At 35.1% G+C, this 16,438-nt stretch carries 18 protein-coding genes and 2 riboswitches; of the genes, 2 read left to right on the top strand and 16 right to left on the bottom strand.

Annotated features, from left to right (window positions below):
• Nucleotides 1-166 precede the first annotated feature (166 nt).
• Nucleotides 167-1,468: an NCS2 family permease gene (locus tag NHG49_RS04240; RefSeq protein ID WP_000482733.1), complete on the top strand. Its 1,302-nt coding sequence runs from the start codon at nucleotides 167-169 to the stop codon at nucleotides 1,466-1,468.
• A gap of 62 nt (nucleotides 1,469-1,530) precedes the next feature.
• Here the strand turns inward: NHG49_RS04240 and NHG49_RS04235 are convergent, their stop codons facing one another.
• From NHG49_RS04235 to NHG49_RS04205, 7 genes are all read right to left on the bottom strand, one after another.
• Entirely contained in the window at nucleotides 1,531-1,803 is a 273-nt protein-coding gene (locus NHG49_RS04235; protein WP_064473909.1) for a hypothetical protein, read from the bottom strand.
• Between the two features lie 150 nt (nucleotides 1,804-1,953).
• The gene (locus NHG49_RS04230) at nucleotides 1,954-2,604 is read right to left on the bottom strand and encodes an ABC transporter ATP-binding protein (RefSeq protein ID WP_088047973.1); all 651 of its coding nucleotides are present in this window, start codon (nucleotides 2,602-2,604) and stop codon (nucleotides 1,954-1,956) included.
• Nucleotides 2,605-3,837, bottom strand: a complete 1,233-nt coding sequence (locus NHG49_RS04225; RefSeq protein ID WP_064473911.1) for an ABC transporter permease — start codon at nucleotides 3,835-3,837, stop codon at nucleotides 2,605-2,607.
• Between the two features lie 9 nt (nucleotides 3,838-3,846).
• Nucleotides 3,847-4,920 (bottom strand): ABC transporter permease, encoded by a 1,074-nt coding sequence (locus NHG49_RS04220; RefSeq protein ID WP_064473912.1) that lies wholly within the window; start codon nucleotides 4,918-4,920, stop codon nucleotides 3,847-3,849.
• 87 nt (nucleotides 4,921-5,007) lie between these two features.
• Nucleotides 5,008-5,403: a hypothetical protein gene (locus NHG49_RS04215; RefSeq protein ID WP_064473913.1), complete on the bottom strand. Its 396-nt coding sequence runs from the start codon at nucleotides 5,401-5,403 to the stop codon at nucleotides 5,008-5,010.
• 182 nt (nucleotides 5,404-5,585) lie between these two features.
• The gene (locus NHG49_RS04210; RefSeq protein WP_000892705.1) at nucleotides 5,586-6,440 is read right to left on the bottom strand and encodes a patatin-like phospholipase family protein; all 855 of its coding nucleotides are present in this window, start codon (nucleotides 6,438-6,440) and stop codon (nucleotides 5,586-5,588) included.
• Nucleotides 6,441-6,568: 128 nt separating this feature from the next.
• A complete protein-coding gene (locus NHG49_RS04205) occupies nucleotides 6,569-7,018 on the bottom strand; it encodes a MarR family transcriptional regulator (RefSeq protein ID WP_370458114.1) in 450 nt (149 codons plus the stop codon).
• A 152-nt stretch (nucleotides 7,019-7,170) separates the two neighbouring features.
• On the opposite strand from NHG49_RS04205, the gene NHG49_RS04200 reads away from it, so the two are divergent.
• Complete coding sequence (locus NHG49_RS04200; protein WP_088047977.1) at nucleotides 7,171-8,352, top strand: MFS transporter; 1,182 nt, start codon at nucleotides 7,171-7,173, stop codon at nucleotides 8,350-8,352.
• Between the two features lie 22 nt (nucleotides 8,353-8,374).
• Here NHG49_RS04200 and kdpDN read toward each other — a convergent pair whose 3' ends face one another.
• The 9 genes from kdpDN to thiD all read right to left on the bottom strand — a co-directional run bounded on the left by kdpDN (nucleotide 8,375) and on the right by thiD (nucleotide 16,436).
• Nucleotides 8,375-9,529, bottom strand: a complete 1,155-nt coding sequence (gene kdpDN / locus NHG49_RS04195) for a KdpD-like non-kinase potassium sensor (RefSeq protein ID WP_222655152.1) — start codon at nucleotides 9,527-9,529, stop codon at nucleotides 8,375-8,377.
• 56 nt (nucleotides 9,530-9,585) lie between these two features.
• Nucleotides 9,586-10,167: a K(+)-transporting ATPase subunit C gene (gene kdpC / locus NHG49_RS04190; RefSeq protein WP_088047978.1), complete on the bottom strand. Its 582-nt coding sequence runs from the start codon at nucleotides 10,165-10,167 to the stop codon at nucleotides 9,586-9,588.
• Between the two features lie 16 nt (nucleotides 10,168-10,183).
• Entirely contained in the window at nucleotides 10,184-12,274 is a 2,091-nt protein-coding gene (gene kdpB, locus NHG49_RS04185) for a potassium-transporting ATPase subunit KdpB (protein ID WP_154132034.1), read from the bottom strand.
• Between the two features lie 13 nt (nucleotides 12,275-12,287).
• On the bottom strand, nucleotides 12,288-13,955 hold the full coding sequence (gene kdpA / locus NHG49_RS04180) for a potassium-transporting ATPase subunit KdpA (RefSeq protein ID WP_064473919.1): 1,668 nt from the start codon (nucleotides 13,953-13,955) through the stop codon (nucleotides 12,288-12,290).
• 19 nt (nucleotides 13,956-13,974) lie between these two features.
• The gene (kdpF, locus tag NHG49_RS04175; protein WP_000214976.1) at nucleotides 13,975-14,055 is read right to left on the bottom strand and encodes a K(+)-transporting ATPase subunit F; all 81 of its coding nucleotides are present in this window, start codon (nucleotides 14,053-14,055) and stop codon (nucleotides 13,975-13,977) included.
• Nucleotides 14,052-14,156, bottom strand: coding sequence for a SipW-dependent-type signal peptide-containing protein (locus NHG49_RS04170; protein WP_000887889.1), 105 nt, complete (start codon nucleotides 14,154-14,156; stop codon nucleotides 14,052-14,054). Before NHG49_RS04170 ends, kdpF begins: the two co-directional genes overlap by 4 nt.
• Before the next feature lie 95 nt (nucleotides 14,157-14,251).
• Nucleotides 14,252-14,397, bottom strand: a riboswitch (cyclic di-AMP (ydaO/yuaA leader).
• 260 nt (nucleotides 14,398-14,657) lie between these two features.
• Complete coding sequence (locus tag NHG49_RS04165; RefSeq protein WP_000866315.1) at nucleotides 14,658-14,888, bottom strand: hypothetical protein; 231 nt, start codon at nucleotides 14,886-14,888, stop codon at nucleotides 14,658-14,660.
• A gap of 15 nt (nucleotides 14,889-14,903) precedes the next feature.
• Nucleotides 14,904-15,290 carry a hypothetical protein gene (locus NHG49_RS04160; protein ID WP_142289398.1) on the bottom strand — a complete coding sequence of 129 codons (387 nt, stop codon included), beginning with the start codon at nucleotides 15,288-15,290 and terminating at the stop codon, nucleotides 14,904-14,906.
• Between the two features lie 93 nt (nucleotides 15,291-15,383).
• Nucleotides 15,384-15,531: riboswitch (cyclic di-AMP (ydaO/yuaA leader) on the bottom strand.
• Nucleotides 15,532-15,614: 83 nt separating this feature from the next.
• On the bottom strand, nucleotides 15,615-16,436 hold the full coding sequence (gene thiD, locus NHG49_RS04155; protein WP_098111380.1) for a bifunctional hydroxymethylpyrimidine kinase/phosphomethylpyrimidine kinase: 822 nt from the start codon (nucleotides 16,434-16,436) through the stop codon (nucleotides 15,615-15,617).
• Between the last annotated feature and the right edge of the window lie 2 nt (nucleotides 16,437-16,438).

Raw genomic sequence — 16,438 nt, 5'->3', positions numbered from 1 at the left:
AATAAAAACTGAAATTCGCAAATCGGTTTACGATTAATATTCGAATTTAGGACATAAAATATGAATTGTTATAAACTTTTTATGCAAAACTATTGCAAAATAGTTAAAAAACGAATATTATATATAACTGTTGTGAAAATTATTCGTAAACAGAAAGGATGTTTATATGTTTAACCTTTCAAAACATAAAACTTCTATTAAAACTGAAATTATGGCAGGTATTATTACCTTCTTAACAATGGCATATATCATTGTCGTAAACCCTGTCATCCTTGGGGATGCAGGAGTTCCATTTGAACAAGCATTTACAGCAACAATTATCGCTGCTGTTGTCGGAACATTATTTATGGCGATCTTTACAAACTTACCAATCGCAATTGCACCAGGTATGGGATTAAATGCTTACTTCTCTTATTCTGTTGTAAAAGCTCATGAAGGCATGACTTTCGCAATTGCATTCTCTGCTGTATTCGTAGCAGGTATGATCTTAATTTTGTTATCATTCACTTCTTTCCGTACAAAATTAATGGAAGCAATTCCTGAAAACTTAAAACATGCAATTACTGCGGGTATCGGCCTTTTCATTGCCTTTATTGGTTTACGTTTAACAGGTATAGTTACAAAAAATGAAGCAAACTTAGTTGGACTTGGTGATCTTCACTCTGCTCCAGTACTACTAGCATTAGCTGGACTTGGAATTACAATTGTCCTTATGTCTTTAAATGTAAATGGTGCACTATTTATTGGAATGCTATTAACTGGTATTATTGCTTACTTCACAGGACAATTAACATTCTCAAACGGCGTTACATCAATGCCTGGATTACCAGAAGGAATCATCGTTTCCAATCCAATTACTGCAGTATCTGATGTAATTAACTACGGATTATACGGCGTTGTATTTTCATTCTTCCTTGTTACATTATTCGATACAACAGGTACATTACTTGGCGTTGCTCAACAAGGTGGATTTATGAAAGATGGAAAGCTTCCAAAAGCTGGACGAGCTCTTCTATCTGACTCATTCTCAGCAACAATCGGTTCTATGTTCGGAACAACACCATCAACAGCGTACATTGAATCATCTGCTGGTGTTGCAGCTGGTGGTCGTACTGGTTTAACAACTGTTACAGTAGCTGTTTTATTCGCACTAGCAGCATTCTTCGGACCATTAGTAAGTGCCGTTTCTGGTGTATCAGCTATTACTGCACCATCATTAATTATCGTTGGTAGTCTTATGATGGGATCAGTTCGCCACATCGATTGGGACGCATTTGATGAAGCATTCCCAGCATTCTTAGTAATCTTAAGCATGCCACTTACATCAAGTATCGCAACAGGTATCGCACTTGGATTTATTTCATACCCACTTATGAAAGTGGCAAAAGGTAAATTCCGTTCTGTTCACCCACTTGTATACGTATTTGGAATTTTGTTTGCTTATCAATTGGTATTCTTACCACATTAAAATCCCTCATAAAGAGGGATTTTTTTTATACATAAAAAAGTAGCGCATCGAAATTCGATGCGCTACTTTCCTTTTGCAACAATCAAACGAGCTACTTTCAATGCAAGAAGTAAAAGACCGTTCACTATCGCTGTAATTCCTAAAGAGACCGCTATCATCAGCGCTCCCATTCCGTTATTCAATACAAACATAACAGAAGAAATGAAAGCAAAAATAAACAATATTAACGTTGGTATATATTTAATAATAGGCTTCTTATATGATTTTTTTGAAAGAAGAAACGTCATTACTAATGTCATAATGATCACAAAATATACTATAAATAAGAAAATCATACGAAAGCCTCCACTATTCCTAAACTATGAAAAAGATAAAAGGAGTTAAAAATTATGAATATTTTTTATTCACCTGTAATTCTTTACTATATTTTTGAATGAAAACAGATGAAATAACCATTATCACCTCTCCACATACTTTTATCCACATTACACCATATATCCATCAAGCAAACGTATCGTCCTCTGGCAGTATGCAGCTACCTTTTGATCATGTGTAACAACTAGCACCGTTTTCCCTTGTTTATGAATCTCTTTTAAGATGCTCATAATTTTCTTCCCGTTTTCTTGATCAAGAGCACCAGTTGGTTCATCAGCGAGTATAATTTTTGTGTCTTGTGCTAAAGCCCTTGCTATTGCTGTTCTTTGCTGTTCTCCACCTGATAACTCGTAAGGATATTTGTTAATATGCCTCTCAATCCCTACCATTTCCAGCATTTCTTTTGATATTTGTATACGTTTCTTATGAGAAATTTTTCTATATATAAGCGGGAGCATTACATTTTCAATAACTGTATAATCATCTAGTAGCGAAAAGTTCTGAAACACAAATCCAACTTCCTTATTTCTATACTTATGATAGTTTGACTTTAATGTACTCGTATCCATGCCATCTAAAAAATACTTTCCAGTAGAGGGGCTATCAATTAAACCAATAATGTTAAGCAAGGTGGATTTCCCTGAACCAGATGGTCCCATAATTGCTATCATTTCGCCTTTTTCTATTGTAAGATTAATATCTTTTAAAGCACTAAAATTACTCTTTCCGTATCCCTTAGCCACATTTGCGAGCTGAATCATCTATAGCACCTCTTTCATATATGTATTTTTTATTTTTAGTACATTGAAATAAATGATTGCATATATAATGAGGATCATTACAATTGATAGAGCACCTATAACAATCAATGATTCTATAGAGACTTTTAACGTTCCAAAGAAAGATACTATACTATTTTCTAGCCCTTTCTGAATTTCAATTACTCCGCTATTCTCCCATTGGAAATACATAATTCCTATACATACAGATAAAGTGAATAACAACATATACTCAATAACAAACGGAAGACATAGTTGAAAAGTACTTGCTCCTAATGCTGATTTAATAGAAATATTTTTACGTTCCATATAAAGCGTGGCCATTGATGTTAATAAAATAGATATAAATGAAAAAGATAAGACTGTACCGCTTAATAATAAGGGATATGACATATTATCAATGCCTTGCTTTTCATTTTCTAATAATTTATCCGGATTTGTAACATAATACGAATACCCCTTACCTTCTGTTACCTTTAATACTTTCTTTTGAAATTCATTCATATTTATCTTCTCATTTGTTTCTATAATTAACCCATTATATAAAAGGTCTACACTATAGAACTCTATTTCTTCTGTTCCAATTGGTAAAATCACCATGTCATCTAATAATGTAATACGATTATCCGATATTTCACCGCTTCGAGGATATGTAAATGCTGAATTTCTTTCTAAAAAGCCAATTACTTTTAGTTTCATTTTTCCAGATGGTATGATATCACCAATAGATACCTTTCCTTTATAATTAGCCCCTAATATAACAGGTCTACTATCAAATACTGATTTATGAAATTCCGATTCCTCAAAATATCTTCCTTGTGAAATTCGTATATGAAAGTATTTATTAATATCTTTATCAACAATAAGAGTCTTTATCGTTCCATTTTCATTTTTTAAACTAAGTGAATAGTTACGGAACAGATAATTAGTTTTATTTGTTATTGGTATCGTATTAGATAACCCTTGAATGAAATGTTGATAATCACTTTTCGCTTTTTCTTCGCTAAACAATGTTATATCTTGCGTCGCATAAAGTTCATAGAAATTTTTATGAGTCGATAAATTATTTGCTACCGTCATCATTTTTCGATATCCCGAAAGATTACTAACAAACTCTATTGCTGAAGAAAATGCAATAATTAAAGAAATTACTATAATCAAACTTGGTAACAACCGTTTTTTCACAGACCGTATAGAATCAAATATAAAAAACATGACGACCTCCTACGTTCTTAAATGTTTTCCGGGATATATATTTATAACGTGCTTGATTGGAATTACAGTAACAAAAAATGTAAGAAAAATTATAAAAACAACATTACATATCATTACATATAGTGTTAACGGTTTTACTAAGTATGTCTGAAAATACGTATGAATTGTTCCCGAAAATATTTCTAGCGTAATAAAAACTAAGAACATCGCTGCTAGAGAAATAAACAAAATTTGAATATATAGTTCGCAGTAAATAGATATATTAGAAGCACCTACTGCCTTTTTTAATGAAATCTCTCGTTCTTTTTTATAAATCCAAAATAAAACCGCAGAAATGCCAGAAACAATTGCAACAAGAATGAATTTATAATAATACTTATTTGCTGGATCTATATGTGTCACATGTAGTTCCTGAAGATCTCGTTCATTCAGTATTTGAACATCTCCCGAAAGCACTTCTTTACTCCTATCCATAAACTTTTTTATTTCGTTATGAATAGATGATGTAGGATTAACAACTGTTAATTGTAATTGTTTACTCGCGATAATACCTTTTTTAGATATAGTAGGTAAGTTTTGAAGTGGAACGTATATGCCTGCTACACCGACGTCACTGTCTTTTCTCGATATAGTTCCTATTTTTTTATATGTATCATCAAATTCATATAATTCCTCTACATTCGTTTGATCACCAACAACCATATGATTTACATTTTCACGATGAAAATATTGTCCTTCAGAAATATATGGCTTCCAATAATAATCATCTTTTAAATTCACAGCTATGATCTTTGTTGCCCCTGAACTATTTAATGCTTTTAAATACTCTACGTAAATATCACTTTTCACAAAAGTATCTTGTATGAAAGGAATTATTTCTTCCAATTCAGTTGCATTCGCTATCGGAACAGTTAAAATTTGATTGTTTTCTGGGAAACCGATTTGAAAAGCAGATATAAAATTCCGTTTAGATTCTGTTAAAAGCGCAGCTACTGATATAGAAAGAAAAGAAATAAAAAATGCCATAAGAAGAATTACGGAAAATAGTTTGTTGTTTTTTATATTTTTAAAAGCTAGGTACATGTCTGTGCTCCTTTTAAATAAGAAGGAGATGATGAACATCCCCTTCTCCTTATGCAAATATTTATTAAGACAACTGTTCAATGCTTTTTACCACTGTAATCGTAAGTTACCATTACTATCAAAAGTACCTTTGTGTGTATCTTCTTGATAGTCATTATTCTCATTAGCATAATGCTCAGAGTATAGTCCTTTTGCACCAAAGGCGTTATATGCACCATTACTCACAGTTGCGTTTAATGCTCTTCCAGATTCATGGGATCCTAATTTGTCCGAAGCGCTTTCAATATATGAATTATTTCCATTTGATTTAATAAAAGAAATTGCTACTGAACAACGAGATGCATTTTGATTCGTAGTAGTTTGAGCTCTGTAAGATAGTAGGTTACCGCTTTTGTGACCGCTTAGAGTTGGATAGAATGCACTTGTTGAGATTGATGTTGCTAATATTACTAAAGTCGTAATTGAAAAAACTTTTCCTTTCATTAACAATCACCTCATAAATTTAATAGTTTAGTAGCGTTACATCATCATAATATCCTTCAAATAAATTCTCCTCAATAAGAAACCCGATGTTTTACAAACTCTTTAAACACTTAAACATTAATACATCTTTTTAAAAGCAATATAAAAAGGCTGCGGAGAAACTCTTCTCCACAGCCTAATACTTATTTTTGTAAAAACGACTGTAAATTTGCAAACTGTCTCTTTGCATCTTCATAGCCTTGCTCATATAGGTTTTGTAGTTTTGCCGTATCTTTTTCCATACGATCTACTTGAAGCTGTACTTCTGGACGAATAACAAATAAGTTCCCAGCTTGCTCTTCTTTTTCAATGTAGTGAAGTGTTTCATTATATACTTCATAACGATTCAACATCGTATTAACAAGTTTCGGATATTTTTTATAAGCTTTCGCTGCCACCCATCCAAACTTTGACTTTTTCTTAGCATAACCTTGATTTCTCGTTAAAATAACGACTGATTTTTTAAATCCATCTTCTTGCGCTTTACGAACTGGAATCGGATCCGAAATCCCGCCATCTAATAACTGCTTACCACGGTAATTTACTACAGGTGCAATGAAAGGTAATGAACTAGATGCTTGTAATAAATTTAGTGCATCATCATTCGTTCCCTCTTTTTCAAAATAAACAGACTGTCCTGTTTCACAATCTGTTGTGCCTACAAGGAAACGCTCTGGACTATTAAAATATGTTTCAAAGTCAAACGGGACATGTTTTTCTGGAATTTCATGAAAAATGAACTCCATATCAAACAATTGGCGTTTTCTCCATAAATTTTTATACGATAAATATTGTGGGTGTGATGCATAATCAATATTTACTGTTTTATTTCTATTTCTTTGTCTGGAAAGATACGACGCTGCATGACAAGCACCGGCTGACACACCAATTACATATGGAAAATATAAATCTTGTTCCATAAAATATTCTAATATCCCGCCCGTATATACACCACGCATACCGCCGCCTTCTAATACTAATCCCGTATTTTCAAGCATGTTATTCTCTCCTCTTTATATATTGACTCTTTAATTATTCACTATGTTAAGTATCTTTCTCTATTATATATGAGTTTTTTTAGAAATTATATTCAAAAGGCTTGAAATAAAGGAGTTTTTTCTTCCAATTATATTTCCAGATGTTTGGAGACATCCTTTATAAACCTTTGAATAAAATTTTGCTCTTCTTCCGTATATCCATCTAACAGTAGCAGCCACTTTTCTTCAGCTTGTTTATGCAATTTATCATGAGCTTTATATATTTCATTTCCGCTTTCCGTTAAGCGAAAGAAAATTTCTTTTTGATTATCTAACATTTGCATCTTCTCAACGAATTGCTTTTGAAACAACTTTGTACAAATTTTAGAGATTGCACCCTTTGTCATTCCCATTTCTGTCGTAATAGCAGTTACATTCATCAGAGCATTTTTTCCGATACACTCGATCACATGTAATTCAGATAAAGACATACCACTTATACCTGTCTCACGAAGAAACTTCTCATTTTGCCCTTTCAAATGTTCTTCTTTTTTATGCAAAAGTGTACGAATGTCCGAAATTATTTCCATTTGTTTCATTGTACGTTCCAATCCGTTCGCCCCCTAAGTTTCCAAAGAAACAATTTAACTATATACCATTTTAAAATCATTTTTTCATATTTACAAGTGAGAAAAACATGTTAAAATAAATTTAGTTTCCGAGGAAACTAAATTACAAGGAGGTTAACATAATGAAAAAATCCAAACTACATTTCATTTTATACGTTGTCTGTATGAGTGCCTTACTCGGTTCCTTCGCTCAAAATATTTACACGCCTATCTTGCCTATGATTCAAGCTTCTTTTCACACTTCTCTTTATCTAATAAATGTAACAGTTTCACTATTCACATTCGTTCTTGCAATTATGCAGCTCATATATGGACCTTTAATTGATACAAAAGGGAGAAAATCTGTCCTTATCCCTAGTTTAATCATTAGTACAATTGGTTCAATCGGATGTGCTTTTTCGGCGAACATTTATTTATTTCTATTTTTTAGGGCTGTTCAAGCTATAGGAATAGCAGCTATCCCTGTAGTTGCAGCAACGATTATCGGTGATTTATTTGAAGGAAAAGAACGCGGAGAAGCGATGAGCCTGTATCAAATGTTACTTGCTCTCGCACCTGCAATTGGCCCTCTTATAGGTGGTTATCTCGGCAGTATAAATGGCCATTTATACGTATTTTTATTTTTATCTACACTTGGCATTCTCTTATTAATTATAAACATTTCACTACTTCCAGAAACAAAACCAACTGTAATTAAGCAACCGCAAGCAAAAAAGAGTTACTGGTTTATCTTAAAAAATAAAACTGGATTTTCTATTACTCTTATTGGCTTCATTCAATTTTGTATTTACTTTTGCTTCCTCGTTTTTTTACCAAGCATTTTAACAAATTCATTTCACTTAACTGCAAGTAAAATTGGTCTTATATTTGTACCGATGTCCCTTTCTATTATGTTAGGAAGTTATTGCTACAAGCTTTTGCAAAAATGCCTCACAACAAAGCAAGCTTTATTCATCACTAGTTTCTTCAATATTATATGTGTCACTTTATTCTCTTTCACATATAGCATCAATATCTCATTCATCATTATCGTTACATCTTTATACGGTTTTAGTATGGGACTTTCTATGCCAACTCACACTACTTTATTAACGGAAGAATTCGTACAAGAACGCGCAACAGCCATCGGTATGTATAACTTCATACGCTATCTCGGTATGGGCACAGGGCCACTTGTAGGTGGCTTTCTTGTATTTAATCAAAATTACTTTTGGATTTTCTTCCTAGGTGCAATTACATTTCTATTTATCATTTTATGCGCAATGAAAATGCTACGTTTTCAGGCTGTACAAAAAGCAAAATAGAGACCTATAGATGGTCTCTATTCTAAACTCTTTGATCTGCAACGATATGAATATCAATATACTTCGTTTCTCTCATAATTTCATTTACAATTGAACCTTTTCGAATTTCTTCCCACCTTGTTCTTGCTGATTGTCCGAGTAAAATTTGCGTTACTTGTAGTCTTTTCGCGACTTCAATAATAACATCCGCTGGCTTTCTTCCTTTTGCTTCTTCTAAAACAAAACTCGCATCAAATTGATTCGTTAGCAACTTCCACTCTTCAATCGTTTGCTTTTTCCCTGCTGAAAGGGACTCTATATTTTCCCTTTCAACATTTAATACATACAATTCAGCGTTTAAGCGATCCGCCATACGCCAACCTCTCCGTATTAATTTCTCTGCTGTTGAACTGTATTGTACACAAACGAGAATTTTTTCTTTTACACCAATCGGTTCTATAACGGTTTGGCTAATTTTCTCGTCCATATCATCTGCCACTTCCCGAAGGGATAATTCTCTGAGTGCCCCTAAATTATTAAGCGTAAAGAAGTTTTGTAAGCTTTGTTGAATTTTTTCTTCCTTATATATCTTTCCATCGATTAATCTCTTCCGGAGTACCTCAGGTGTTGCATCAACAAGTTGAATTTCATTTGCTTTTTGCAAAATAAAATCTGGAATACGCTCTCTTACTTTTACATTTGTAATTTGAGCTACAATGTCATGAACACTTTCTAAATGTTGAATATTAAATGCTGATAATACAGATATACCGGCATCTAACAATTCCTGCACATCCATGTAACGTTTCTTATTTTTCGATCCGGGAATATTACTATGCGCAAGTTCATCCACAACAACAATTTGTGGTGCCCGCTTTATGATTCTTTCCACATCAAGCTCATAAAATCCCTTTCCTTTATAATCTATTTCTTTTAAAGGGACTTTTTCTAAATCAGCAATCGCTTCTTCTGTCTCTTCCCTCCCATGTGTTTCAATTAAACCAATTACAATATCAATACCATCCTTTTTCATCTCTCTAGCATCAAGTAGCATTTTATAACTTTTCCCTACTCCTGGAGCCGCCCCTACATATAGCTTTAACTTCCCGCGGTTTTGCTGACGAATATATTCTAAATACTCTTCTGGTGTTCGCCTTTGAAACGTTGGTTTATAGTCATCCGCATACAAAACACTCACAACCTTTCTTTCGAAACAACACTACCTCAATCCGTTAGATTGAGGTAGCACTGTTACTATTTCAGTAGTTTCTGTAATTCTAAATTTAACTTTAAAACATTTACGCGGCTCTCCCCAAATAAGCCAAGTGCCGCACCTTCCGTTTGATCTTTAATCAATTGATCTAACGTTTCTTTCGGAACTTTCGTTATTTTTGAGATACGCTCTACCTGTACAGAAGCTGCCTTCGGACTAATATCAGGATCAAGCCCTGAACCTGAATTTGTCACTAAATCGATCGGCACTTCTGTAACTGGAACAGTTGGGTTTTGTTTCTTCCACTCTTCAATACTTTTCTCTACTCGTTTCTCTAAATCTGGATTAGACGGTGCATAGTTATTTGAACCAGATGCTTCTGCCTTATATTCAATACTAGAAACACGCCCATGAAAATAACGTGGATCTGTAAAATTTTGGCCAATTAATTTAGAACCAATCACTTCATTTTTATCATTATATATTAAACTTCCATCCGCATTATCCTTCATTACTGCTTGTGCAATACCAGTAACAATAAGCGGATATACAAGCCCGCACAACACTAAAAATGTAAAAGTAATACGGATAATTGGTGATAGTATACTTTGTTTCTTCGCCATCTTTTTCCCCTCTTCCTTATATGAACAAGCCGACAATTATATCAATTACTTTAATTCCAATGAATGGTACAATCACTCCGCCAAGTCCATAAATAAGTAGGTTTCGGCCAAGTAGTGCATTCGAACTCATTGGTTTATATGCGATACCTTTCATCGCCAATGGAATGAGTAATGGAATAATAACTGCATTAAATAGTAATGCTGATAAAATCGCTGACAGTGGTGATGTTAGTTTCATAATGTTTAATGCCTCCATTTGCGGAATCGCAAGTGTAAACATCGCTGGAATGATTGCAAAATATTTTGCAATATCGTTCGCAATACTAAACGTCGTTAACGCACCACGCGTCATTAACAATTGCTTACCAATCCCTACAACCTCAATAATTTTTGTCGGGTTCGAATCTAAATCAATCATATTCGCTGCTTCTTTCGCAGCTGTCGTACCACTATTCATCGCTAATCCAACGTCAGCCTGCGCTAATGCCGGCGCATCATTTGTACCATCACCTGTCATCGCTACAAGTTTCCCTTTATCTTGCTCTGCTTTAATAACCGCAATTTTATCTTCTGGCTTACACTCAGCAACAAACTCATCTACCCCTGCTTCTTTTGCAATCGTTGCTGCTGTTAACGGGTTATCACCTGTACACATAACCGTTTTAATCCCCATTTGGCGCAATTGTTCAAAACGCTCACGCATACCTGGCTTTACTGTATCCTTTAAATAAATTAAACCGTAAATACGATTATCCACTGCAACTACAAGTGGTGTCCCGCCCTCTTTGGAAATGGAATCTGCTTTTTGATTTACATCTTTCGGAATCGTTCCACCTTGTGACCTAACCCATTCAATTACGCTACCTACAGCACCTTTTCTCACTTTCGTTCCGTCCTGTAAATCCACACCACTCATTCTCGTTTCTGCTTTGAACGGGATAAACTCACCTTGCTCTGCAATTTCTCGATTATATGATATAGCTTTCGTTTTTACATATTCTATAACTGATCGACCTTCTGGTGTTTCATCTAAGACTGAACTAATCGCGGCCCATTTCCCTACTTGCTCAATCGTCTCATTTCCTACAGGAAGCAATGTATGTGCCATTCGGTTCCCGAAAGTAATCGTACCTGTTTTATCTAAAATGATTGTATTAATATCACCCGCAGCTTCTACTGCTTTACCCGACATCGCTAACACATTGAACTTTGTCACGCGGTCCATCCCAGCAATACCAATTGCTGATAATAAACCACCAATTGTCGTTGGAATTAAACAAACTAACAACGCTACAAGTACAGCTGTATCAATTTGAAATCCTAAATAGTTTGTAAAAATCGGCAACGTCACAACAACGATTAAGAAAATAAGCGTTAAACTCGTTAATACTGTATTTAAAGCAATTTCATTCGGCGTTTTTTGACGAGCAGCTCCTTCTACTAACGAAATCATTTTATCAATAAATGATTCACCAGGATTACTCGTAATGACAATTGTAATCTCATCACTTACGACCATCGTTCCGCCTGTTACGGAACAAAAATCACCGCCCGCTTCTTTTATTACAGGAGCTGATTCCCCTGTAATCGCAGATTCATCAACAGACGCTAATCCTTTAATTACTTCCCCATCACTTGGAATCATTTCTCCTTGTTTTACAATAACAACGTCATCTTTTCTCAGATCAGTTGCCGAAACTTGAACAATGTCTCCATTTTCTTTTACAACATTTGCAAACACATCTTTCTTCGACTGTTTTAAAGAATCAGCTTGCGCTTTCCCCCGCCCTTCCGCTAACGCTTCTGCAATGTTAGCAAATAAAACTGTAAACAAGAGAATGAGAGAAACTGTTATATTAAACCATCCTGGTACACTACTAGAATGACTTGGAAGAAAAGATAAAATGAACGTAATGATAAATCCAATTTCTACAACGAACATAATCGGATTCTTTATCATGACTTTCGGGTTCAATTTCGCAAAGGATTGTTTCATCGCATGTGTCACGATATCACGATCCATCGTTTTTGCTTGTCTAACTTCATCTTCTACAGCATGTATTTGTGACTCATTTACTCTCTTTTCTTTTACTACTACCGGTCTCATCATTTACCCTCCATTACTTCAATGTAAGAAATTCTGCAATTGGGCCGAGTACTAACATCGGGAAGAATGTTAATGCACCGACAATTACAATTGTTCCGATGAAAATGCCGCCAAATAAACTATTATCTGTACGGAACGTTCCGACTGTTTCTGGTACTACCGTCTTTTCTTTCAATGAAGCTGCAACAGCTAGCATCGTAATTAAACTGAAATAGCGCCCTAAAAACATAACTAAGCCAGTTGTAATATTCCAAAACGGTGTATTATCCGCTAACCCTTCAAATCCAGATCCATTATTCGCAGCCGACGATGTGTATTCATATACCACTTGCGTTAAACCATGGAAACCAGAATGAGAAATGGCATCCGTTCCTAAACTTGTTGAAAGAGCTAATGCTGAAAACCCTAAAATAAGCAGTGGATGAAATAGTATCGTTACCGCAATTAATTTCATTTCCTTACCTTCAATTTTCTTACCTAAAAACTCTGGTGTCCGTCCAACCATCAATCCAGATATAAAGACTGCGATAATCGCATACATAATAATGTTCACAAAGCCTGCTCCAACGCCGCCATACACTGTATTTAACATCATATTTACGAGTGGTACTAACCCGCCAATTGGTGTTAACGTATCATGCATCGTATTAACGGCTCCTGTTTCAGCAGCTGTCGTCACTGTTGCGTATAGGGAAGAAAATACCGTTCCAAATCGTACTTCTTTTCCTTCTGTACTTCCTTGTACATGCTCGATACCCATTCCGTTTAACGCTGGATTTCCATTTAGTTCAGATGTCGTAATCGTTATAAACCCTAGTAGAAACACCATGAATAGTGATACGAAGAGAATACGACCTTGTTTTTTATTTCCTACCATTCGTCCGTACGTAAATGGAAGTGCTGTTGGCAATAACATCATAAGCATCATTTGCAAAATATTACTCATTTGTCCTGGGTTTTCAAAAGGATGCGTAGAGTTTGCTCCGAAAAATCCACCGCCGTTATTTCCAAGTTCCTTAATGGAAACGAATGATGCAACTGGCCCACGTAATATACTTTGTTTCGCGCCATCAATCGTTTGTGCTGTAACGGCCCCGTCTAACGTTTGTGGTACACCAAGTGCGACAAAGACTAGCGCCGCAATAAATGCGATAGGAAGAAAAACCCTCGTTAGTGCTCTCGTAAAATCAACGAAAAAGTTACCAAGTTCTTTTCCAGCGAGCCCTCTTATAAATGCCATAACGAGTGCTAATGTCGTTGCCGGTGCTGCAAACATTAAAAATGTAATTCCGATTAATTGTGATAAATAAGATAAACCATTTTCACCGCTATAATGCTGTAAGTTTGTATCAGCCATAAAACTAATTGCTGTATTAAAAGCGAGCGTAGGCTCCATTCCTTCAATGTGTGCTGGATTTAATGGCAATACCCCTTGTAGTCTGAAAATGAAATATACGACAACAATCATAAATCCATTTAATAAAACTAATGATAGTGCGTACTGTTTCCACGTTTGATTGTATTCTTTTACACCCGTAATTTTAAAAATAAGTTTTTCAAAAGGCCCGAATACTTTATCTAACTTTTTACTACCTTGAAATGCTTTCTCTAAATAAATTCCCGTTGGCTTTGCCACAAGAATAAACAACAGCATTGTAATAACAACTGCGACCCAAATCATAATGAATGATTCCCCCTAATTAAAACTTTTCTGGATTTAATAATGCATACACTAAGTACACCGTAATTGCTGCAACAATAACCGATAAGGCAACCGTCATGATTGCTTCCCTTCTTTCACAACTTTATCTGACCAACTTGCAAGACTTGCCATCGATGCGACTAACACAACAAAAATCCCGATCATTACAACATCTAACATAGCTATCCCTCTCTTTTTGTAAAAATTTACCATTAAATGATCAAAAAAAGAACACTAAGCTCTACTTAGTGTTCGAAATGAACAACACAAAGTAAACCTCCTCTCTAAACGCTTACGAGGTTAGCTGTCGGATTCGGGCCTAAAGAGTAGCCCTACTTTCAAAACTGAAAGATTCACCCCAAGTGACGATGCACAAAATTGGTTCCCCCGCTCCATTTCTGGAACTCAGCGATTTTAGGTTTTTTTGGAAATTTTATGAATGATTTATGAGAGTAAATATACTCCTCTATATTTAACTTGTAAAGAGCTAAATTACTGAAAATAAGAAAATATCCATCTATTTAAACGCTTACATTGAGTGTTATTAATATTCTTTCATCTATTTACTCGTCTTTTCTTTCATTTTCACAGAAATGATCTTTTCAATACGAAATAAAAAGAGCGAATGACATAAAGTGCATAGCTTGTTGCACTTAGCATTCGCTCTTTTTATTTCACTATTTATTCTCCTCGTAAAAAAGCACGTAAATTTCTCCCGCGAATATAAACTTGTGACAATTCTGCATGTAGCTGCTCATATTCGATAACATCTGTTTTTAAATATAAAGCGTCTTTCGATGGCAATATGATATAGGGCCTTGGAAAAATAGGATCAAGCACCACCAATTCTTGAACCCGCTCTACTGATACCGCCCAACGATTCGCTATATCTCCTAGTAACAAAACCTTCATCTTTTTTCCCCCGCCCTATTCAAAAAATAAAAAAGAAATATTATCACAATTCGTAAACACAACAAATGTAGCTCCCATTGTTTCATAGAGCCTCGTTGGATATCGTTTATTCCTTGTAACAACAGTAATAGGTGCTTGAAAAGAAAAGCGAATGTGTTCTGTGAAGAAGCTAACGATTGGAAGCTCATCCCCTAGTAAAATCACCTTCTTAATACACTCACAAATACTAGTAAAATCTTGTGCCTTACTACAGCTATAAGTCCAATCAAACCCACAATTCCTAACTTCAGCAGCTATCTCTTCACTTGCTGTAAAAATAATTAACTCATGTTGAAATGCTACTAAATCTCTTAAACTATTTACCTTACTTTCTTCTCCAACACAAATAAGTGTTAGCTCCATGTACCTCATCCTCCTTAGCATAAAAGAAATCAAACATAGATTGATATTCCCCTATACTAATCAGATCGATGAAGTGATGTATCCATCATGGCACCGTCCTCTCTCAAGACGCTTACGAAGTTAGCTGTCGGATTCGGACTTTGAGAGTAGCCCTACTTTCAAAATTGAAAGATTCACCCCTAGTGACACTGCACAAATTGGTTCCTCCGCTCCTTATATTTGGACTCAGCGTTTACAAAAAAATGTATTCTGGCTGATATATTACTCCTGTATTTGGAAAAAGTAAACAAAAAAAGCCAGCTATACAACTGACTTTTTACTTACCTATGCTTGCGTTTTATTCAAATTATATGCAAAATGATTCGTCGGCCCATGACCACTTCCAATATTCAATGGCTCTTCAATTGCTATACTAATAAATCGTTTTGCTTCTTGAACTGCCTCTTCAATCGAGTATCCTTTCGCAAGTCCTGCAGTAACCGCTGAAGCAAATGTGCACCCACTTCCATGCGTTTGCTTTGAAGGAATTCGTTCACTTCTAAATTCAATAAATTGTTCACCATCAAAGAGTAAATCAATTACCTCATTACCTTGATATTCTGCATGTCCACCCTTCATAAGCACGTATTTCGCACCTAATTCATGCAGTACTTTCGCAGCTTCCTTACTATCTTCAACATTATGAATCTCCATCCCAGTTAACACTTCTGCCTCAGGAACATTCGGTGTTACAACGGTTGCTACTGGTAACAAATATTCTTTTAATGCTTGTACTGCTTCTTGTTGTAATAATGATGCACCGCCCTTAGCAATCATAACAGGGTCTAGCACAATATTATTCCAGCCAAATTTATTAATATATTCTGCTACAATTTGAATAATTTCACTGCTAAATAACATACCTAATTTCACAGCATCTGGTGTTAAATCCGTACCAATTGAATTCAGCTGTTCCGTAATGCCTTCTAACGGAACTGGATATACCCCTTGAACGCCAAGCGTGTTTTGAGCAGTAATTGCCGTAATAGTCGTCATCCCGTACACACCAAGCTCTTGGAATGTTTTTAAATCTGCTTGAATGCCGGCACCGCCGCCGCTATCAGATCCTGCAATTGTTAAAGCTTTATTTACTTTCATCCCACTCATCC

The sequence above is a fragment of the Bacillus sp. IBL03825 genome (assembly GCF_024712505.1).
In the GTDB taxonomy this organism is placed as follows: domain Bacteria; phylum Bacillota; class Bacilli; order Bacillales; family Bacillaceae_G; genus Bacillus_A; species Bacillus_A wiedmannii.
Note: the sequence above shows the minus strand (reverse complement) of the source record. Positions and strands in the feature narration are given on the sequence as shown.